We start from the raw sequence: 20,143 nt of genomic DNA, 5'->3' as shown, positions 1-20,143 counted from the left end.
TTGTATTCTTATAGTAGACAAGGTATAATTTTTTTATTATATATTACTATATAATGTAATATGCAAATTTGGGGTGATTTTATGTTATTTAGAAGTACAAGAGGCGTGGAAGATAATATATCTTCTTCAGAAGCAATCTTAAAAGGAATAGCAAAAGATGGGGGGCTATTTGTTCCATCAAGTTTTCCAGAAGTTTATTCAAAATTAAAGGATAAAGTTGATTATGGATATGAAGAATTGGCTGAAAAAATCATAGGTCAATATTTTACAGACATACCAAATGAAGATTTAATCAGGGCTATTAGCGATGCATATAAAGGAAGATTTAATGTAGAAGTAAAGAATGGATTCCTAGAACTATATCATGGACCTACATCTGCATTTAAAGATGCAGCACTTCTGTTTCTTCCGCAAATCATGAAGAAAGCAAAGAAGGTAATAAATTTCAAAAATGAAATAGTTATATTAACAGCAACTTCAGGTGATACAGGGAAAGCAGCATTGGAAGGGTTTAGTGGTGTTGAAGGATTTAAAGTAGTAGTTTATTATCCAAAATCAGGAGTATCTGAAGTTCAAGAAAAGCAAATGAGAACTCAAAGAGGTAACAATGTTTTTGTTGTAGCAATAGATGGGAATTTCGATGATGCTCAAAGAGGGGTAAAAACAATCTTCAGTAATAAGGAACTAAAAGAAGATCTTGAAAAGAGCAATATTTCATTATCTTCAGCAAATTCAATCAATATAGGAAGATTGGTTCCTCAAATAGTATATTATTTTTATGGATACTTTGAGTTAGTTAGACAAGGTGAAATAAAAGAAGGAGATAATATCAATGTAGCAGTTCCAACAGGAAACTTTGGAAATATATTAGCTGCTTACTATGCAAAACAAATGGGGTTACCTATTGATAAATTAATATGTGCATCTAATGAAAATAATGTGTTAACAGACTTCTTCAAGGAAGGAACTTATGATAAAAATAGAGAACTTATATTAACAGAATCTCCATCTATGGATATACTAGTTTCTTCAAACTTAGAAAGATTGTTATATGAACTTTCAGATAGAGATAGTGAAAAGGTTCAGGAATTAATGAATTCCCTTCAAAGCAGTGGTAAATATTCAATTACCCAGGAAATGAAGGAGAAGTTAAGTGATTTTTATGGAGATTATTCAGAAATTGATGAAGTATATAAAGCAATAAAAGATGTTTATAATAAAGAAGATTATTTAATGGATACACACACTGCAGTAGCCTATAGTGTATATAAAAAGTATCAAGAGAAAACTGGTGACAATAAAAAGGTATTAGTAGCTTCAACAGCAAGTCCATTTAAGTTTAATAGAAGTATAATAAATGCACTAGGAATAAAAGTAGACGAAGAAAGTGATTTAGAACTATTAAATAAACTTTCTGACTACACATCTTTAGAAATTCCTGCAGGATTAAAGGAACTTAAGGATCTTCCTATACTTCATAATTTAGAGTGTCCAAGTGATAAAATGGAAGCTACACTAAAAGAAATACTAAAAGTAGGTGTATAGCATGGTACGAGTTAAAGTTCCAGCAACAACTGCAAATATAGGGGCTGGGTTTGATTGCATGGGGTTAGCTTTTAAACTATATAATGAATATTTCTTTGAAGAGATTCCAGAAGGACTAGAGTTTGTTGGAGTAAAGGAAGAGTTTTGTAATGAACAAAACATTATATATGAAGCGATGATTCGCTGTTTTAATAAGGCAAATTACAAGAAAATAGGCGTAAAAATAGGCATAATTAAAGAAGAAATTCCTATATCTAGAGGCCTTGGAAGTAGTTCAAGTTGTATAGTTGCTGGATTAATAGGAGCAAATATCTTAATGGGAAGTCCTTTTAGTAATGATGATTTATTTGATTTAGCAGTTGAAATTGAAGGGCACCCTGATAACGTGTCACCTGCATTCTTTGGAGGTATAGTCGTTTCTTCAATGGAAGAGGGAAAAGCATATTATAATAGAATTGATATAAAAGATGGGATTGAGTTCTTAGCTTTTATTCCTGAATTTACGCTTTCAACTGAAAAGGCTAGAAAAGCTCTTCCCGAAGTTATACCATTTAAGGATGGTGTATATAACATAGGAAAAGCAGCACTAACATTAAGTTGTTTCTACTCAGGAAACTTTGACTTATTGAAAGTAGCTTGTAAAGATAAACTTCATGAAAATTATAGAAGTAATTTAATACCTAATTTTGATAATATAACAAATAAGGCTAGAGAGCTTGGAGCTCTATGTGTATTTCTCAGTGGAGCGGGTCCAACAATAATGTGTATTATTAAAAAAGGTTCTATTGATATAAAAGAAGGCATTAAAAAGTATTTAGAAACACTTGATGGAGGATGGAAACTTCTAGAATTAGAAAAGAATAACATTGGTCCAGAAATAGTTGAAGGGTGAGAAGATTGAAAAGTGAGTATTTAGTAATTGATAAGAAAGTTTTACCAGAGATATTTGAAAAAGTAATAGAAGTAAAAAGATTGTTAAAGGGCGGAAAAGTTAAAGAGATAACTGAAGCTACGAAAACAGTTGGCATAAGTAGAAGTGTGTATTATAAGTACAAGGACTATGTTTTCGAGTTTTCAGAGACCTCTCAAGGGAAAAAATTTACTTTTAATATGATTATTTCACATAAAAAAGGAATACTTTCAAGTATATTAAATTTTCTTTCAGAAAAAGGTGGGAACATACTTACAATAAATCAAGGTATTCCAATCAACAATTCAGCAAATCTTAGTATAACAATGGATGTAAGCTCACTAGGGGAAGATATATGGAACATTTTAGAAGAGATTTCGTCCCTTGAAGATGTGCAAAAAGTCGAATTTGTGGCGATGGAATAGAATTAAGAATATTTTAAGAATATATTAATAGTATTATTAATTAAAGCACAGTACAATAAAGATATAAACTAACATATGGAGGCGGAATCCATGATAAACTTTATTAAAAGTCATTGGAAAAAAGCTCTATCAGTTTTAACTTTATTAGTGCTTTTTTTATTTATATATAAATACAAAGATGAATTGCTAAGTTTCATGCAGTTACTTAAGAATACTGATGAAGTAAGTAACTACATTAAATCCTTTGGTCCTTTAGCGGGGATAACATTCATTTTATTACAAGTTCTACAAGTGGTTATTTTCTTTATCCCAGGCGAATTTATTCAAGCGGCTGGAGGATATGCATTTGGAACGTGGATTGGAACACTATACTCAATAATAGGAATTAGCCTTGGATCAACAGTGTTATTTTTTGCAACTAGAAGATTTGGCCATAATTTCGTTGAAAAGGTTTTACCGAAAAAAGTAAAGAGGTCTTTCGAGAAAATATTTAATTCCAAGAGAATTAATTTAATTGTTTTTTTAGTATACTTAATTCCAGGATTTCCAAAAGATAGTTTGGCATTTCTAGCGGGGCTATCAAAAATAAATTTTAAAAACTTTATTATCTATTCAACATTAGGAAGATTACCAGCATTATTCTTATCAAGTTATTATGGAGCGAATATAGCAAGTGGTAAAAAGTTCATTATAATAATGTTGTCAGTAGTATTTGTTCTTATAATTGGTGTAGGGATAAGATTTAAAAGTCACTTCTTTAGTAAATTAGAAGAAATAGAATAAGTTTAATAGGAAAATGCTTTATTATTTTTACAGATAATAATCTTTTTCCTTTTTTATTTTCTCTAAATTTAATAAATAATAATTGTAATGGTTTCAACAATATAAATTTAAGAGTTTTTTATTTTTTTATAAACTTTCCTTTGACATATAATAAATTTTTAATTAATCTTAAAGTTAGGGGTTTTTTATAGTGTTTTAAATTCAACTAATAACTTATTCAAACAAGAATAAGTTAAGTTTCATATGAAAAACCGTATAACTAGAATAGTATAAACAATTTAAAGTTCTTTAAATAAAGGAAAAAGAATTGAGAAAGGATACAGAAATGATTGTATATTTTGATAATGCTGCTACAACAAAGCCTATAGATGAAGTAATTGAAGCAGTTAATTTTGGTATGCGAGAATACTTTGGAAATCCATCTTCTTTACATAGACTTGGTTTAGAAGCAGATAGAAAGTTATTAAGCTGCAGAGAAGCAATAGCAGGTACTATAAATGCAATTGCAAGCGAAATTTATTTTACCTCAGGTGGAAGTGAGGGAAATAATTTTATACTTAAATCTTTTGGTAAAAAGGGAAGTCATATTATAACAACAAAATTTGAACATCCTTCAGTACTTAACACACTTAAAGAATTAAAGGATATGGGTGCAGAAGTTACTGAATTGACATTGGATTCAGAAGGAAGAATTGATATAGAGGAGCTTAAAAGAAGTATTAAAAAAGAAACTGTATTAGTATCTATAATGCATGTTAATAATGAAGTAGGTACAATACAAAATTTATTAGAAATAGGGAAAACTATAAAAGAATTATCTAGTAGAGCAAGATTTCATGTCGATGCAGTTCAGAGTTATGGGAAGATAGAAATAGATGTAAATAGATATAAAATAGATTTTTTAACAGCAAGTGGACATAAGATTCATGGCCCTAAAGGTGTAGGCTTTTGTTTCATAAGAAAAGGACTTAATCCTAAAGCACTAATATCAGGTGGTGGACAGGAAAGTGGATTTAGAAGTGGTACTGAAAATGTTCCATCTGTAATAGGAATGACTGAAGCAGCAGTAATAGCTCATAAGTCAATAAAAGAAAACTTTGATATGGTAAAAGAACTTAAAAGATATTTCATTAGTCTAATAGATGATCTAGATAATAAGAGGATAAATTCTAAGGAAGAGGAATATATAAGTCCATATATTTTAAATGTTTCATTTCCTGGGATTAAGGCAGAAGTTTTACTGCATTTGCTTGAAGAAAAGGATATTTTTGTTTCTACGGGATCAGCTTGTTCTTCTAGAGGTGGTAAAGGAAAATATGTACTTAAGGCTATTGGGTTAAATGAAAAGGACAGTGAAGGGGCAATTAGATTTTCTTTTTCAAGATTTAGCACAAAAGAGGAAATAGATTATACAATAGAAGAGCTTAAAAAAGCACTTACATTTTTAAGGAGAGTAAGAAAATGAGAAGATTAATATTAATAAAATATGCATCAGAGATATTTCTGAAAGGTTTAAATAGAAATAAATTTGAAAGAAAATTAAAAAAGAATATTGCAAGAAAACTACACGGAATTGAATTCGAATTTGTAGAAGATATGAGCAGATGGTTTATAGCTTCAGAAAACTTAGATGAAGTAGCAAATAGAGTAAAGAAAGTTTTTGGAGTTAAAGAAATTTGCTTTGTTACTGAAATAGAAAGTGATTTTGATAAGATTAAAGAATTAGCTTTCGAAAAAGTAAAAGCATCAGGAGCAAAAACTTTTAAAATAGAGACTAATAGAGCAAATAAAGATTTCAACATGGAGTCAGTTGAAGTATCAAGAGAAGTTGGAGCTCATGTTTTAATTAATTATGATGGTGAACTTTCAGTAAAAATGAAAAATCCTGAATGTATGGTAAAAGTTGAAATAAGAAAGAAAGCTTATGTATGGACATTAGGAGATGTTGTAAAAGGTGAAGGTGGTATGCCTTACGGAGTTAATGGAAGCACTATGCTAATGCTTTCAGGTGGAATAGATTCACCAGTTGCTGGGTATATGATGGCAAGAAGAGGTGTTGAATTACACTGCGTATATTATCATTCTCATCCTTATACATCAGAAAGAGCTAAGGATAAAGTTAAGGATTTAGCAAAAGTGCTAGCTACATATACAGAAAAAGTTAATCTATATGTAGTTCCATTTACAGATATTCAGATGTCAATAATTGAAAAGTGTCGTGAAGATGAGCTTACTATCATAATGAGAAGATTTATGATGAGAGTGGCATGTACATTAGCAGAAGAAAAAGGTATTCAATCAGTAACAACTGGTGAAAGTATAGGGCAAGTAGCGTCTCAAACAATGGAAGGGTTAATTGTATCAAATGATGTAGCAGATAGACCAGTATTTAGACCATTAATTTCAATGGATAAAGAAGATATAATGGATATATCAAGAGATATTGAAACTTACGATATATCAATAAGACCTTATGAAGACTGTTGTACTATTTTTGTTCCAAAGCATCCTAAAACAAAACCAGTACTTGAAGAAATAAAAAAATCAGAATCTAGTTTAGATTGTGAAGCATTAGTTAAAGATGCAATAGAAAACATGGAAGTTTATACATTTTAAAATTATTAAAGATATCCTATATAGGGTATCTTTTTTTTATTAAATATAGATAATTACTAGCATATTTAAAAGAAATAGTGGAAATATATATTAAGTTGACAATTACGTATAAATGTGTATAATTAAGGGTATACTTTAGTAATTTATCAGAATAAAGTGATAAAGTGAAAGACGGAGGGATAAAATGGGGGCTATTAATAATTTTCTTCCTGAAGGGGCAAGAGATATAATTTCTGAAGATTGTTACAAAAAGGAAGAGCTACGAAAATCTTTAGAAGAAAACTTAGAAAATTGGGGATATGAACAAATAATTACACCTACCTTAGAATATTATGATACTTTTAATTCTCATCCTGAAGCTTTTAAACAAGAAGAAATGTATAAGTTCTTTGATAATAAAGGAAAGATTCTTGTTTTAAGACCTGATATGACAATTCCAATGGCAAGAGTAGTAAGTACAAAATTAAAAGATTATAAAAGACCAATTAGAGTTAGATATACTTCGAATGTATATAGAGTAAATGAGGTTTTTGGAGGAAAACCAAATGAAATAACTCATTGTGGAGCTGAATTAATTGGTAGAGAAACTTTAGAAGGTGATTTAGAGATAATCTATCTATCAATTAATCTTCTAAAATCTTTAGGCTTAAAAGAATTCAAAATCGAATTAGGACACATGGGGGTAATCACAGGGATATTTGAAGAGTTAAATCTTGATGATGAGGTTAAAGAAAAAATATCATTTCTAATAGAAAAAAAGAGACTAGGAGAATTACAGGGGCTTTTAAATAAGCTTAATATACCAGATGAAATTAAAAACTTTTTAGAAAAGCTACCATGGCTTTTTGGAAATATTGAAGTCTTAGACTCAATAAGTGAACTTGAAATATATGAAAAAATAAAGGAACCAATATTATATTTAAAAGCATTGGCAGAGGCGATTAAAAAATTAAAGTTACAAGAATATGTATCCCTAGATTTAGGGATCATACCTAAAATAAATTATTATACAGGTGTGATAATTAGAGGATATGTGCAAGGGGTTGGAAGCTATGTACTCCAAGGAGGACGCTACGATAAACTAATAAATTCTTTTGGAATAGATAATGGGGCAATTGGCTTTGCTATAAATATTGACTCATTAATTGAGGTATATAAAAGTAGTAAAAAAGAAAAGATTACTAAGATATTATATTCAAAAAAAGACTTTATTGAGGCACTGGTAAAAGGAAATGAATTAACAAGTAAGGGCTATAAGGTTAATTTAATTGAAAAGAAAGATGATGACGCAGAAATAGAGAGTGATGAAAATACAATATTAATCTAATCTTTCTAAATTATTATGATTCATTGGGGGGAAGGATATGACAGTAAATATTGCACTAACAAAAGGGCGTTTAGAAAAAGAAAGTGTTAAGATCTTTGAAAAAGCTGGTTTTGATGTGTCATTGTTAAAAGATAAAGGAAGAAAACTCATTTTTAAGGATGAGAAAATGGATTATAACTATTTTCTAGTTAAGAGCGTTGATGCAATTACCTATGTTGAGCATGGGGTAGCGGATGTTGGTATTGTTGGGAAGGATACGCTTATTGAAAGTAACTTGAACTATTACGAAGTTTTAGATTTAAAGATAGGACAGTGTAAATTCATAGTTGCATCTCTTCCAGAGTCAAGATTATTTAAAGACTATGGGCATATTAAAATAGGAACTAAATATCCAAATGTAGCAAAGGAATATTTTTATGATAAGGGAATGGACGTAGAAATAATCAAGATTGAAGGTTCTGTTGAACTCGCACCGCTTTTAGGGTTATGTGATGGGATAGTAGATATTATGGAAACAGGAACAACACTAAAGGAAAATGGATTGGTTGTCCGTGATGAAATCTGTGATATAAGTGCGAGGGTTATTGTTAATAATACTGCCTTTAAGTTAAAAGAGAAGGAGATTCGAGATTTTCTTTCAAAAATAAGCAATGTAATATAGGGGGCTATAATGTTAAGAATATTAAATTACAACGAAGAAAATAGAAATAAAGTTTTAGAAGAACTAAAGAATAGGGAAGTTAAAGAAAGTGAAGAGGTATTAAAATCAGTAAATGAAATACTAAACAAGGTTAAAGTTGAGGGAGATAAGGCTCTAAGCTATTTCACTAAGTTATATGATGGAGTTCAATTAGAATCAACTTTAGTTTCAAAAGAAGAAAGTGAGGAAGCTTTTTTCAAAGTTGAAAAAGAATTTATTAAGGCATTAGAAAAAGCTAAAGAAAATATAAAAGTATTTCATGAAAAGCAAAAATTAAATTCTTGGATACAGACTAATGAAAGTGGAGTATTTATGGGGCAAAGAGTAATTCCACTTGAAAGAGTTGGAGTTTATGTTCCAGGTGGAACGGCTGCATATCCATCTTCAGTATTAATGAATGTTATTCCAGCTAAAGTAGCAGGGGTTTCATCAGTTGCAATGATTACTCCACCAATGAAGGATGGAAAAGTAAACCCTTATATTCTAGCTGCAGCTAAAATTGCGGGAGTAGATGAAATATATAAGGTTGGAGGAGCTCAAGGAATCGGAGCCTTAGCTTATGGAACTGAAAGTATTAAAGCTGTTGATAAAATAGTGGGGCCTGGAAATATATATGTAGCTACTGCTAAAAAATTAGTATTTGGTACTGTAGATATAGATATGATAGCAGGACCATCTGAAATATTAGTTATAGCAGATGAAAAAGCTAAAAAGGAATATGTTGCTGCAGATATGTTATCACAAGGAGAACATGATGTCTTAGCTTCATCAATTTTGCTAACTACTTCTGAAAAGTTATTAAAAGAAGTGTGTGAAGAAATGGAGAAACAAACTGAAAATTTGGATAGAAAAGATATCATAAAAAAATCCATGGCTAAGTTTGGAATAGGGATACTATGTGAGAGTATTGAGGAATGTATTAAGCTTTCTAATATAATATCCCCTGAACATTTAGAACTAATGATTGAAAATCCAATGGAGTTATTAGGGAAAGTTAAAAATGCAGGAAGTGTGTTTTTAGGATACTATACACCAGAGCCTGTTGGGGATTATTTTGGTGGCCCCAATCATGTACTACCCACATCAGGAACAGCAAGGTTTTTCTCTGCATTATCTACTGATAGTTTTATTAAAAAATCTTCATTTATATATTACACAAGAGAAGAATTAATAAAGGCATCGAAAGACATTATAACTTTAGCTGATAAGGAAGGGTTAACAGCCCATGGAAATTCTATAAAAGTGAGGTTAGATTAAGATGAAAAAAATACAAGCATATACATCAATGGATACATCAAAGGAGATTAGACTTAATGCCAATGAGATATCTAATAATCTATACAAGGATGCAATATTTTCTATGACATCAATATTAGCGTCTACTCAGTTTAATAGATATCCAGAGGATGAAGCCTTAAGTATAAGAAAAGCATATGCAAAATATGCTGGAGTTAAGGAAAAAAATATTATTGTTGGTAATGGTTCCGATGAGATGATAAACCTTATTATAAGCTCAACAATATCACAGGGAAAGAAACTACTAACCTTGGATCCAGACTTTTCTATGTTTGATTTCTATACTTCAGTTCAAGGCGGAGAAATAGTTAAGGTTAAAATTGAAGATCAAGGAGAAATTAATGTAAAGAAGTTTATAGAAACAGGAAAATGTGAAAATGTAAGTTTGATAATATTCTCGAATCCAAACAATCCCACAGGAACAGTGATAGCAGAAAAAGATATAGTTAAGATATGCGAAAGCTTTAGTGATATTCCAATAGTTGTTGATGAAGCTTACTATGAATTTTACGGTGAATCAATGATTAAGTATATTAATAAATTTAATAATCTAATAGTAACGAGAACTCTATCTAAAGCATGGGGGTTAGCAGCTATAAGAGTAGGATTCTTAATTTCTAATGAAGAAAAGATAAATGAGCTTTTAGCATATAAGGTTCCTTATAATGTAAATACTCTTTCTCAGACATTAGGAGCCGTTGCATTAGAATATATAAATTTATTAAGAGAGAATACAAATATAATAATTTCAGAAAGAGAAAAGTTATTAGAAGAGCTTAAAGAGTTAGAGGTTGAAAGCTCACTTGATATATGTTTTTATCCATCTAAATCAAATTTTATATATGGAAAAACATCTCATAAGGATGCACTGGTAAATGGACTTAAAAATAAAAATATTCTAATTAGAACTTTTGAAGATGATAGTTTCAGAATAACAGTTGGATCACCTCAAGAGAATAAAAGACTAATGGATACTTTAAGAAAGATTTTAGTCTATGAAGGAGATGATGGATATGACATTAAGAGTTTATAAAGGTAAGAGAGATACAAAAGAAACTCAAATTGCAATGGAACTTAATATTGATGGATGTGGTAATTCAGAAATATCAACAGGAGTTGGATTTTTTGATCATATGCTAACATTATTATCATTTCACGGGAATTTTGATTTAAATATTAAAGCAAAAGGGGATATATATATTGATGATCATCATTTAGTTGAAGATACAGGAATACTACTAGGAAAAGCAATAAAAGAAGCTTTAGGAGATAAGAAAGGAATAAAAAGATATGGCAACTTCTTTTTACCTATGGATGAAGCATTAGCTACAGTTTCTCTTGATATATCTGGAAGAGGATTCTTGCACTTTGAGGGAGACTTTTCAAGAGAGAGTATAGGAAACTTTTCAACTGAAATGGTAAAGGAATTCTTTAGAGCCTTAGCTATGAATGCAGAGATTACTTTACATGGAAGAATTTTATATGGGGAGAATGATCACCATAAAATTGAAGGCCTATTCAAAGCTTTAGGAAGAGCTTTGAAAGAAGCTGTAACAATAGATGAAAATAATATAAACCGAATTCCTTCTAGTAAAGGAGCTCTTTAAGGAGGGTCAAAATGATAAGCATCATTGATTATGATATGGGAAATCTTAAAAGTGTATATAATGCTTTTAAATTCCTTGGTATAGAGAGTAAAGTCACAAGAGATTATAACGAAATTAAGACATCAAAAGGAATATTGTTACCAGGAGTAGGCGCATTTCCTGATGCTATGAAAAATCTAAAAGAATATAATTTAGACCAAATAATTCTGGAAGAAGTGGACAAGGGCAAACCTATGCTTGGAATATGTTTAGGTATGCAATTATTATTCTCAAAAGGATATGAGGGCGAAGAATGTGAAGGGTTAAATATAATACAAGGAGAAGTCAAAAAACTTAAAGAAAGCAGTGTTAAGATACCGCATATTGGGTGGAACTCCTTAGAGGTAAATAGGCAAGATAAAATAATGGAAGAGTTACAAGTTGAGAGCTATGTATATTTTGTTCATTCATTTCAAGGAGAAAATATAAAAGATGAAAATCTTATTGCCTATAGTAATTATGGAGAAAATAAAATACCAGCGATAGTTAATAAAGGTAAGGTGTACGGAGCACAGTTTCATCCAGAAAAAAGCGGAGAAGTAGGACTTAAGATATTAAAAAACTTTAGGGAGTTGATTTAATGATAATATTACCGGCCATAGACATTAGAGGTGGAAAAGCTGTTAGATTATATCAAGGAGATTATTCTAAAGAGGAAATCGTAGCAAAGGATATATTCGATCAAGCTAAAGAATTTCAAAGCTTAGGAGCAACTAATCTTCATTTGGTTGATTTAGATGGAGCAAAGGAAGGAACAGGAATAAATGAGGAGATTATTCTAAAGATTGCAAAAGACTTAGATATGTCTATTGAAGTAGGTGGAGGGATAAGAAACCTTGATAGAATAGATAAGCTTCTATCTAATGGAGTAGATAAGGTTATTCTAGGAACAGCAGCAATTGAAGATAAAGAATTGTTATTAAGAGCATTAGATAAATATGGAGATGCTATTATAGTAGGAATTGATGCTAGAGATGGAAAGGTCTGCGGTAATGGATGGCTTAAAGAAAGTAATTTAGACTATATTCACTTTAGCAAAACTATGGCAGACTACGGCGTAGATAATATTATTGTTACAGATATAAGCAGAGATGGAACCCTTCAAGGTGTTAATCTTGAAATGTTAAAGAGGCTAAAAGAGGAAGTAAATATAAAAATTACAGCTTCTGGTGGAGTTAAAAATATAGAAGATATTCAAAAACTAAAGGAACTAGATATATATGGGGCAATAACTGGAAAGGCTATTTATTCAGGAGAACTTTCATTGAAAGATGCATTGGATTTAGTTAAATAACCTAGGAGGGATATTATGCATACTAAAAGAATAATTCCCTGTCTAGATGTAGATAAGGGAAGAGTTGTTAAGGGAATTAATTTTAAAGGACTTATAAATGTTGGAGACCCAGTAGAACTCGCAGAATACTACAGTAATGAAGGTGCTGATGAACTAGTGTTTTTAGATATTAAGGCAACTCATGAAGGAAGAGGAATAATGGAGGATGTGGTTAGAAGAACTGCTGAAAAAGTATTTATTCCCTTTACTGTAGGAGGGGGATTAACTTCAGTAGATGACATTAGAAGGATATTAAGAGCAGGTGCAGATAAGATATCTCTTAACTCTGCTGCAGTGAGAAATAAGGAACTGATTAAAGAAGGATCCTATTACTTTGGCTCTCAGTGTATAGTACTTGCAGTAGATGCTAAAAGAAGAACTGATAATACTGGATGGAATGTGTTTGTAAATGGAGGAAGAATAGATACTGGCTTAGACGTTCTTAGTTGGATTGAAGAAGGGGTAAAGCTTGGGGCAGGAGAAATACTTCTAACATCCATGGATAGAGATGGAACAAAGGAAGGTTTTGATAATAAACTTCTTGCAAAGGTTGATGAAATAGTTAACGTACCTGTTATAGCCTCTGGAGGTTGTGGAAGTTTAGAACATTTTTATGAAGCCTTCGAAAGTGGGAAAGCTGATGCTGCATTAGCTGCGTCTCTATTTCATTATGGGGAACTTCGAATAAATGAAGTTAAAGATTATTTAAGAGAAAGAAAAATTCCTATGAGAAAATAAAGGAGATTTTATGTTTGATATAGAGAAAATTGATTTTGACAAAGGTAATTCTCTTGTACCAGCAATAGTTCAGGATTATAAAACAAAAGAAGTGTTAATGCTAGCATATATGAATAAAGAAAGTCTTAATAAGACTTTAGAAAGTGGAACCACGTGGTTTTATTCAAGAAGTAGAAATGAATATTGGAATAAAGGAGCAACTTCAGGTAATTTACAATTTGTAAAAGAAATGTACTATGATTGTGATGGAGATACAATATTAGTGATGGTTGAGCCAAAAGGTCCAGCATGCCATACGGGGAAAAATAGTTGCTTTTTCAATAAAATAGATGGGGGAAGGATATGAAAAGTGAATTAGAAAGCTTATATAAACTTATTTTATCTAGAAAAGAAGATGGCGAAGAAGAATCATATACTAAATATCTATTTTCAAAAGGCTTGGATAAAATATTAAAGAAAATAGGTGAGGAAAGTACAGAAGTAATTATAGCCTCAAAAGGAGATAGCAAAGAAGATCAAGTAGCAGAAATATGTGACCTAACCTATCATTTATTAGTGCTAATGGCAGAACTAGATATACCACTAGAAGCAGTAGAAGAAGAATTGAAAAAAAGAAGTGAGAAGATAGGCAATTTTAAAGGCGAAAGAAAAGAAGTAAAAAATCTATAAAGATATTAGAAAATCCCCCCATATGATAAAATATGGAGGGATTTTTGGAATGTACAAAAATTTAGTGAAGTTCACCCATTTCATTTGGATGTTCTTTGTGTGACTTCTTTCTAAATATAATAAACTTATTAATTATAAAACCAATCAAGCCTGTTGCCATAGCAGCAGTAAAGGCTGATAGGTTTGCATTCATGCCTCTATGTAAGTGGAAAGGGTTTAATCTTGTTAGTTTAACTAAAATAATAGCATCCATTAAGCTTAATACTGCTAAAAGGGAAATATAACTAAAGTAAGATTTTATTGAAGCTTTTGTTTTAAAAGTATATTTCTTATTAAGTAAATATCCAGTAGTAGAATATACCGCAAACGAAATTAACTTAAAAAGATAATTGATTCTGCCTATATACATACCTGAAGCAAACCATAGTATATTAAGTACAATTAAATCTATTATTACATTGGATGCTCCAACTAAGGCATAAGTAATAAATTGAATAATGGATTTATAATTAAAGCTTTTGTTTATCAAAAAATTCCCCTCCAAGATAGTATTAGAAAATGATTACATGCAAAATACAAACTAAAAACATTTTAACATAATAAAAATAGAATATCATTAAAATAATTATTAATTTTCACTATGATAAAATATTACCAATAATTCAACCTATTGGAATATAATATAATAAGTATTAAAAACAAATTAAATCTAATGATATTAGCTAAAATAGTGGAAATTAGCATATTTTAATTAAATACATAAATGACAAATTAATCGAATTGATATAAAATGGATTTGTTTAGTAAATTAAATTTAGATCTAGAATTAAAGGAGAATAACAAGATGGATAACAGAAAAAGTATACCATTTTCGCCGCCAGATATAACAGAAGCCGAAATTGAGGCTGTTGCAGAAGTTTTAAGATCAGGTTGGATCACATCAGGCCCAAAGCTTGTGAAGTTTGAAGAAGAGATACAAAAATATTTATCAGTAAATAAGGCAGTTGCCCTAAATTCAGCTACTGCAGCAATGGAATTAGTTTTAAAGATACTTGATATAAAAGCAGGAGATGAAATTATCTCAACACCATATACATATACAGCTACTTCAAGTGTTGCTGTTCATAGAGGAATTATTCCAACTTTAGTTGATGTTGAAAAAGATTCATTTTTTATGGATTTAAATAAATTAGAAGCTGCTATAACACCTAAAACTAAGGTAATAATGCCAGTGGATTTAGGCGGTTTCCCATGCGATTATGATGCAATAAAAGAAATATTAAAAGCTAAAAAGAGAGAAGATATAGTAATTCTATGTGATTCAGCCCATTCCTTTGGAGCAAAGTATAAAGGTGAGAGGGTTGGAGGACAATGTGATTTCCACAGCTTTTCGTTCCATGCAGTAAAGAACTTAACTACTGCAGAGGGAGGAGCACTTACTTTTAATAATAATAATTTTTATGGAATAGAAGATTTGTTTAAAGAATTTAAGACAACATCCCTTCATGGACAAACAAAAGATGCTCTATCTAAAACAAAGCTAGGTGCATGGGAATATGATATTGTAACTGATGGATTTAAATGCAACATGACAGACATGAGTGCAGCTATTGGTCTTGTTCAGCTTACTCGATATGAAGATATGCTAAGAAAAAGAGCAGATATATTTAATACCTACTCTAATATACTAAAAGATTATGAATGGGCAATCTTACCGCCAAGTAAGAATGATGAGGGAACAGAATCTTCATATCATTTATACACCTTGAGAATAAAAGGATTTGATGAGACTAAGAGAAATCTATTAATTTATAGATTAGCTGAATTAGGTATTGGAACAAATGTACACTATAAACCACTTCCAATGCTAACTCTTTATAAAAACTTAGGATTAGATATCAAGGATTATCCAAATGCATATGCTCAATATGAAAATGAAATAACACTTCCTGTATATTCAACATTAAAATTAGAAGATGCTGATTATATTGCAAAAGAAGTTGTAAAAATAGTAAATGAAATAAAATAAATTGCATAAAAAAGACATCCTTAAAGGAATTAATAGTTCTTAAGGATGTCTTTTAGTTAATATTCTAATTTACGTTCACTAAAGTGAACAGCCTTAAGTCCAATAGATGTAATTAGCTCATTAGCTTCTTTAAAATTAACACCAATTGCTGATTTTCCGTGAGCATCCGAACCTAAGGTTACATATTTACCGCCTAAATCTTTATATCTTTTAAAAATTTTATATAAAGATATATATCTTTCTTTTTCATGTAACATTCTTGTATTTAGTTCTAACAATTTATCTTTAGATAGGAGCTTTTTTAAAACATTATCAATATATTCACCATACAATTCTATATGGATTTCTTTATCTTCATAAGGAGCATAGCGGCACGCATAATCGATATGACCAAGTGCATCAAAGCAATCAAATGAGTCAACAAGCTTCTCCATAGCAACTAAATATTCTATATAAAGTTCATCTTTGCTTTTTTCAGGATTATAAAAATCTACATAAATGTCTTTACCATTTACCATATGAACTGAGCCAATAACGTAATCAAAGGGATTTGAATTAATTATGTTGGTATAATCACTAACAAATGAAGAATTAAGTCCTATCTCAATTCCTAGTTTAAGTATTTCAGATCTATAGGGCTCATAGGTTTTAATATATTTAGGTACATCGCACCTAAATAGTGCAGGATCAGGAAAATCTAAATCAATATGTTCAGTAAGAGTAACAGCAAGATTTTTATTTTTACTTTCTTCTATAACTTCTTCAATTTTCATTTTAGAATCGCTAGAAAATATAGTGTGCATATGGTTATCAAAAATCATTATTTTCCTCCTAATTCTTAATAATTAGATTATATCATACTAGTTATATAATTATATACAATAAAAAAAGCCCCAAAAGGAGCTTCTTTGAGTTCTGAGAGGGGACTCAGAACTCCATTAAATTATAGGGAAAATTAAATCTTATATACATATTATACATTGAATACCTTATAAAAAGGTTACAAAAACCTTAAAGCTTAGTTAAAAAAAGCTTAAGAATGTATAAAGATTAATGAAATTTGTGGTATTATAGATAATAAATCAGAAAAGAAAGGCAGTGTAGAAATGTTGTTATTTGAAATTGATGGAGTAAAGTTTTATAAAGAGGAGTTTCAGGATGATTATTCAGAATATGTGGATATAATACCAATAATACAGGAATTCCAAGAGGCGCTTAGTTTAGAAAAAATAAGTTGTGTAGATAATAATGACTGTTGTTTCCAAACAAAAGAGAATTATTTTGCAGAAATAAAAGGATTCATTAACGAAGAAGATGAATTCCTATTAACTGAAGAATTAGACTCTGAACCTGAAAATTTAGAGTTATTTGTAATAAGAATATATAAATGTGTTGAGTGTGAAAAATGGATGATAGATATTTTGGAGTAAGTTAGGGAGAGTAAAATGAGGAAGTATTTAATAAACTTTAAAAATTATATCCTACATGGAAAAGACATAGGCATAGTAGTTTTTAAAAAATATTATAAGGTGATAGTTCCAGTTATAGCGATAATTTTAATATCACTTATTTATGTAGCTCAGTATAGCAGAAGTACAGAAAAGTACTTTCTTAATTCCTTGGAAAAATCTATTGCTAACAATGATGTTAAGAAATTCTCCTCATTAATAACGGTAAATGGTAAGAAGGTCACAAGCGAGGAAGTAAAGCCACTGTTAGATTATTTATCAAGAGAAAAGAATGGGGATGCATTTATCAAGAATATTAAAGATAATGGAAAAGCTTTGGGGATTACATTGAAGAATAAGAAAAAATTAATTTTTGAAGGATATTATTTGGAGTCAGAAGGATTTCAAATTAAGATAAGTACAAATTATCCATCAGAAATAGATATAGATAGCAAAGATGTTGGCAATACAAAAAGTGATGAACCATTGATCATTAAAGATAAGCTCCCAGGAATATATACGATTAATGCTATAGCTGGAGATGATTATGGAAAAGCTAAGGGTAGCAAGGAAATATCATTATTCAAGGATGAATCAGTAGATTTTGAACTTCAAGGAAATGCAATAACAATAATAAATTCCCCATATCAAGAAGGAGAAGTTTATATTAATAATAAAGATATTAATAAAACAGTTAAGGATATTAAAAATTATAGTTTTTTCCCAATTGATGAGAAAAATAAATTGTATTTTAAATTCACATTCCCTTGGGGAGAAATTCAAAGTGAAGAAATTGAAGTTGGGAAATTTCCAGAGATAACACCAAAAATTCAGATGATAAATGATAAGGCTGAACAAGATATAACTAAGAATGTAACTAGCTTTTATGAAAGTGTTATAAATGCATTAAATAAAGAAGACAGCAATCTTATAGAAAATGTTTCAGAAGATCAGAAGTTTTTATTATATTCAGATTTAACGAAGAAATACTTTTTATTAAAAAATATATATAGCATGGATAAAATTGATTGCGAAATAGAGAAGGATTCCTTTAACTTTGATGGTAAAGTCTACTCTGGAAATGTAAAAGTTAAAATAGAATACAGTACAGGAAAAGATTTTATTGGAATATCAATAAATAAAGAGAAGAAAGAAAAGACTTTCATGACTACATGTGAATATAAAGATAATAAGTGGATAATAAAGAGTATAAACAATATATAATATTAATTAATAATAATTATCAATAAGTATTATTATGGAGTATATAGTATCTACAGGAAGATATATTGCTATAATCAGGGATTTTGCTGTTTAACAAAATAAATAATATGTGCTTTAATTGTGTTAGACAATTTTACAGTTATAGGAGGTATTATTATGGAAAGATTAGTAGGCAGAGAGTTACCTGATTTTAAGCTTGAAGCAGTTAAAGGTGATGGAAGTGATTTTATTAGCGTAAGCAAAGGGGATTATAAAGGAAAATGGTTAGTATTATTTTTCTATCCATTAGATTTTACTTTTGTATGTCCTACAGAGATTACTGGATTCTCACAAGCTATAGAAGAATTTAAGTCAGAAGATGCAGAGATTTTAGGAGTTAGCGTCGATAGTGTTCACTCACATAAAGCATGGATAGAAAGTAGTCTTGGAAAAATTAATTTCCCAATAGCATCTGATATCACTAAGAGCCTATCTAGAGATTTAGGCGTACTTATTGAAGAAGAAGGAGTAGCTTTAAGAGGGCTATTTATAATAGATCCAGAAGGGATTGTACAATATGCACTTTATCATAATAAGAATGTAGGAAGAAATACTAAGGAAGCTATTAGAGTGCTAAAAGCACTTAAAACTAATGGACTTTGCCCAATTAATTGGGAAGAAGGACAAGATACATTATAGTGCATAATGTAAAAATCATATTACATCTCATGGAACTCTTAGTTTAAACGTCTAAGAGTCCTAAGTAACATGTAAATTCTTTAATGCATTATATATAAAATGTTTTGAAAGAAAAGGTATTTATAAAAAAATGCCTTTTCTTTTTTTATTTTTAAAAGTTTATTCTATATAGAGAAGGTTCAAAATAAAATGTAAAGTGAAAAAGTTTGAAAATTCAAATAATTGTGAAAAAATTAGCAGGAATTATTTGGTAGATGTCAAATATATAGTTATGGAAGGAGTGAGTATATGTGCTGTTCAAATGAATTATCAGAAAAAAAATATAATGAACTTGACGAATTTATTAAATTGCAAGGCTCTAGTAAATCACAATTAATCGCTATCTTACACAAGGCTCAAGAGATTTTTGGGTATTTACCAAAAGAAGTGCAGATGTTTGTAGCTGAAAAACTAAACTTACCATATTCAAAGGTATATGGAGTTGTTACTTTTTATTCATTCTTCTCAACAACTGCAAAGGGTAAATATGTAATAAATGTTTGTACTGGAACTGCATGCTTTGTAAGAGGAGCAGGCGAGGTATTAGAGGAATTTGAAAAGAAGTTAGGAATCCATGAAGGTGAAACTACAGCAGATGGTAAATTTACCATAGATACATTAAGGTGTGTGGGTGCTTGTGGGTTAGCTCCAGTAGTCTCAGTAAATGGAAAAGTATATGGACATTTTAATAGAAAAGACGTTGATAGATTAATTCAAGAATATGTTGAATAGGTGGA

23 protein-coding genes are annotated in these 20,143 nt (G+C 30.0%); 21 read left to right on the top strand and 2 right to left on the bottom strand.

What is annotated here, in order from left to right; translation table 11 throughout:
• Nucleotides 1–81: 81 nt before the first annotated feature.
• From thrC to hisE, 16 genes are all read left to right on the top strand, one after another.
• A complete protein-coding gene (thrC, locus tag JK634_RS11450) occupies nt 82–1,545 on the top strand; it encodes a threonine synthase (RefSeq protein ID WP_202767777.1) in 1,464 nt (487 codons plus the stop codon).
• A gap of 1 nt (nt 1,546) precedes the next feature.
• A complete protein-coding gene (gene thrB, locus JK634_RS11445) occupies nt 1,547–2,437 on the top strand; it encodes a homoserine kinase (protein WP_202767776.1) in 891 nt (296 codons plus the stop codon).
• Between the two features lie 5 nt (nt 2,438–2,442).
• A complete protein-coding gene (locus JK634_RS11440; RefSeq protein ID WP_202767775.1) occupies nt 2,443–2,880 on the top strand; it encodes an ACT domain-containing protein in 438 nt (145 codons plus the stop codon).
• A gap of 90 nt (nt 2,881–2,970) precedes the next feature.
• Nucleotides 2,971–3,663, top strand: a complete 693-nt coding sequence (locus tag JK634_RS11435) for a TVP38/TMEM64 family protein (protein WP_202767774.1) — start codon at nt 2,971–2,973, stop codon at nt 3,661–3,663.
• Between the two features lie 325 nt (nt 3,664–3,988).
• On the top strand, nt 3,989–5,128 hold the full coding sequence (locus tag JK634_RS11430) for a cysteine desulfurase family protein (protein WP_202768116.1): 1,140 nt from the start codon (nt 3,989–3,991) through the stop codon (nt 5,126–5,128).
• Nucleotides 5,125–6,279, top strand: a complete 1,155-nt coding sequence (thiI, locus tag JK634_RS11425; RefSeq protein ID WP_202767773.1) for a tRNA uracil 4-sulfurtransferase ThiI — start codon at nt 5,125–5,127, stop codon at nt 6,277–6,279. The genes JK634_RS11430 and thiI overlap by 4 nt, the downstream gene beginning before the upstream one ends.
• Before the next feature lie 184 nt (nt 6,280–6,463).
• Complete coding sequence (gene hisZ, locus JK634_RS11420) at nt 6,464–7,606, top strand: ATP phosphoribosyltransferase regulatory subunit (RefSeq protein ID WP_202767772.1); 1,143 nt, start codon at nt 6,464–6,466, stop codon at nt 7,604–7,606.
• A gap of 37 nt (nt 7,607–7,643) precedes the next feature.
• Nucleotides 7,644–8,267 (top strand): ATP phosphoribosyltransferase, encoded by a 624-nt coding sequence (gene hisG, locus JK634_RS11415; protein ID WP_202767771.1) that lies wholly within the window; start codon nt 7,644–7,646, stop codon nt 8,265–8,267.
• A gap of 9 nt (nt 8,268–8,276) precedes the next feature.
• Entirely contained in the window at nt 8,277–9,563 is a 1,287-nt protein-coding gene (gene hisD / locus JK634_RS11410; RefSeq protein WP_202767770.1) for a histidinol dehydrogenase, read from the top strand.
• Between the two features lies 1 nt (nt 9,564).
• On the top strand, nt 9,565–10,635 hold the full coding sequence (gene hisC / locus JK634_RS11405) for a histidinol-phosphate transaminase (protein ID WP_202767769.1): 1,071 nt from the start codon (nt 9,565–9,567) through the stop codon (nt 10,633–10,635).
• Nucleotides 10,616–11,209, top strand: coding sequence for an imidazoleglycerol-phosphate dehydratase HisB (gene hisB / locus JK634_RS11400; protein ID WP_202767768.1), 594 nt, complete (start codon nt 10,616–10,618; stop codon nt 11,207–11,209). Before hisC ends, hisB begins: the two co-directional genes overlap by 20 nt.
• A gap of 11 nt (nt 11,210–11,220) precedes the next feature.
• The gene (hisH, locus tag JK634_RS11395; RefSeq protein WP_202767767.1) at nt 11,221–11,829 is read left to right on the top strand and encodes an imidazole glycerol phosphate synthase subunit HisH; all 609 of its coding nucleotides are present in this window, start codon (nt 11,221–11,223) and stop codon (nt 11,827–11,829) included.
• On the top strand, nt 11,829–12,542 hold the full coding sequence (hisA, locus tag JK634_RS11390) for a 1-(5-phosphoribosyl)-5-[(5-phosphoribosylamino)methylideneamino]imidazole-4-carboxamide isomerase (protein ID WP_202767766.1): 714 nt from the start codon (nt 11,829–11,831) through the stop codon (nt 12,540–12,542). Before hisH ends, hisA begins: the two co-directional genes overlap by 1 nt.
• A 15-nt stretch (nt 12,543–12,557) precedes the next feature.
• The gene (gene hisF / locus JK634_RS11385; protein ID WP_202767765.1) at nt 12,558–13,319 is read left to right on the top strand and encodes an imidazole glycerol phosphate synthase subunit HisF; all 762 of its coding nucleotides are present in this window, start codon (nt 12,558–12,560) and stop codon (nt 13,317–13,319) included.
• Between the two features lie 10 nt (nt 13,320–13,329).
• Nucleotides 13,330–13,665, top strand: a complete 336-nt coding sequence (gene hisI, locus JK634_RS11380; RefSeq protein ID WP_202767764.1) for a phosphoribosyl-AMP cyclohydrolase — start codon at nt 13,330–13,332, stop codon at nt 13,663–13,665.
• A complete protein-coding gene (gene hisE / locus JK634_RS11375; protein ID WP_202767763.1) occupies nt 13,662–13,988 on the top strand; it encodes a phosphoribosyl-ATP diphosphatase in 327 nt (108 codons plus the stop codon). The genes hisI and hisE overlap by 4 nt, the downstream gene beginning before the upstream one ends.
• A gap of 61 nt (nt 13,989–14,049) precedes the next feature.
• Here hisE and JK634_RS11370 read toward each other — a convergent pair whose 3' ends face one another.
• Nucleotides 14,050–14,517, bottom strand: a complete 468-nt coding sequence (locus JK634_RS11370; protein WP_207753624.1) for a GtrA family protein — start codon at nt 14,515–14,517, stop codon at nt 14,050–14,052.
• Nucleotides 14,518–14,832: 315 nt separating this feature from the next.
• Here JK634_RS11370 and JK634_RS11365 point away from each other — a divergent pair, with 315 nt between their 5' ends.
• Nucleotides 14,833–16,017: a DegT/DnrJ/EryC1/StrS family aminotransferase gene (locus tag JK634_RS11365; RefSeq protein ID WP_202767762.1), complete on the top strand. Its 1,185-nt coding sequence runs from the start codon at nt 14,833–14,835 to the stop codon at nt 16,015–16,017.
• A 56-nt stretch (nt 16,018–16,073) separates the two neighbouring features.
• Here JK634_RS11365 and JK634_RS11360 read toward each other — a convergent pair whose 3' ends face one another.
• Complete coding sequence (locus tag JK634_RS11360) at nt 16,074–16,838, bottom strand: histidinol-phosphatase HisJ family protein (RefSeq protein WP_202767761.1); 765 nt, start codon at nt 16,836–16,838, stop codon at nt 16,074–16,076.
• 285 nt (nt 16,839–17,123) lie between these two features.
• Between JK634_RS11360 and JK634_RS11355 the strand changes: the two genes are divergently transcribed.
• From JK634_RS11355 to JK634_RS11340, 4 genes are all read left to right on the top strand, one after another.
• Nucleotides 17,124–17,447, top strand: a complete 324-nt coding sequence (locus JK634_RS11355; protein WP_202767760.1) for a hypothetical protein — start codon at nt 17,124–17,126, stop codon at nt 17,445–17,447.
• A gap of 15 nt (nt 17,448–17,462) precedes the next feature.
• The gene (locus JK634_RS11350) at nt 17,463–18,689 is read left to right on the top strand and encodes a TcaA 3rd/4th domain-containing protein (RefSeq protein ID WP_202767759.1); all 1,227 of its coding nucleotides are present in this window, start codon (nt 17,463–17,465) and stop codon (nt 18,687–18,689) included.
• Between the two features lie 156 nt (nt 18,690–18,845).
• A complete protein-coding gene (locus JK634_RS11345; RefSeq protein ID WP_207753623.1) occupies nt 18,846–19,367 on the top strand; it encodes a peroxiredoxin in 522 nt (173 codons plus the stop codon).
• 288 nt (nt 19,368–19,655) lie between these two features.
• Nucleotides 19,656–20,138, top strand: coding sequence for an NADH-quinone oxidoreductase subunit NuoE family protein (locus JK634_RS11340; RefSeq protein ID WP_202767758.1), 483 nt, complete (start codon nt 19,656–19,658; stop codon nt 20,136–20,138).
• Nucleotides 20,139–20,143: the final 5 nt, after the last annotated feature.

Source organism: Clostridium paridis, assembly GCF_016765615.1.
Lineage (GTDB): Bacteria > Bacillota > Clostridia > Clostridiales > Clostridiaceae > Clostridium_T > Clostridium_T paridis.
Note: the sequence above shows the minus strand (reverse complement) of the source record. Positions and strands in the feature narration are given on the sequence as shown.

Coding starts and splice junctions, on each gene's coding strand:
- hisG (WP_202767771.1), top strand. CDS start 7,644: ATGACAGTAAATATTGCACTAACAAAAGGGCGTTTAGAAAAAGAAAGT.
- thrC (WP_202767777.1), top strand. CDS start 82: ATGTTATTTAGAAGTACAAGAGGCGTGGAAGATAATATATCTTCTTCA.
- hisF (WP_202767765.1), top strand. CDS start 12,558: ATGCATACTAAAAGAATAATTCCCTGTCTAGATGTAGATAAGGGAAGA.
- hisD (WP_202767770.1), top strand. CDS start 8,277: ATGTTAAGAATATTAAATTACAACGAAGAAAATAGAAATAAAGTTTTA.
- JK634_RS11340 (WP_202767758.1), top strand. CDS start 19,656: ATGTGCTGTTCAAATGAATTATCAGAAAAAAAATATAATGAACTTGAC.
- JK634_RS11360 (WP_202767761.1), bottom strand. CDS start 16,838: ATGATTTTTGATAACCATATGCACACTATATTTTCTAGCGATTCTAAA.
- hisB (WP_202767768.1), top strand. CDS start 10,616: ATGACATTAAGAGTTTATAAAGGTAAGAGAGATACAAAAGAAACTCAA.
- hisE (WP_202767763.1), top strand. CDS start 13,662: ATGAAAAGTGAATTAGAAAGCTTATATAAACTTATTTTATCTAGAAAA.
- hisC (WP_202767769.1), top strand. CDS start 9,565: ATGAAAAAAATACAAGCATATACATCAATGGATACATCAAAGGAGATT.
- JK634_RS11435 (WP_202767774.1), top strand. CDS start 2,971: ATGATAAACTTTATTAAAAGTCATTGGAAAAAAGCTCTATCAGTTTTA.
- hisH (WP_202767767.1), top strand. CDS start 11,221: ATGATAAGCATCATTGATTATGATATGGGAAATCTTAAAAGTGTATAT.
- thrB (WP_202767776.1), top strand. CDS start 1,547: ATGGTACGAGTTAAAGTTCCAGCAACAACTGCAAATATAGGGGCTGGG.
- JK634_RS11355 (WP_202767760.1), top strand. CDS start 17,124: ATGTTGTTATTTGAAATTGATGGAGTAAAGTTTTATAAAGAGGAGTTT.
- hisZ (WP_202767772.1), top strand. CDS start 6,464: ATGGGGGCTATTAATAATTTTCTTCCTGAAGGGGCAAGAGATATAATT.
- hisI (WP_202767764.1), top strand. CDS start 13,330: ATGTTTGATATAGAGAAAATTGATTTTGACAAAGGTAATTCTCTTGTA.
- JK634_RS11365 (WP_202767762.1), top strand. CDS start 14,833: ATGGATAACAGAAAAAGTATACCATTTTCGCCGCCAGATATAACAGAA.
- hisA (WP_202767766.1), top strand. CDS start 11,829: ATGATAATATTACCGGCCATAGACATTAGAGGTGGAAAAGCTGTTAGA.
- JK634_RS11350 (WP_202767759.1), top strand. CDS start 17,463: ATGAGGAAGTATTTAATAAACTTTAAAAATTATATCCTACATGGAAAA.
- JK634_RS11430 (WP_202768116.1), top strand. CDS start 3,989: ATGATTGTATATTTTGATAATGCTGCTACAACAAAGCCTATAGATGAA.
- JK634_RS11345 (WP_207753623.1), top strand. CDS start 18,846: ATGGAAAGATTAGTAGGCAGAGAGTTACCTGATTTTAAGCTTGAAGCA.
- thiI (WP_202767773.1), top strand. CDS start 5,125: ATGAGAAGATTAATATTAATAAAATATGCATCAGAGATATTTCTGAAA.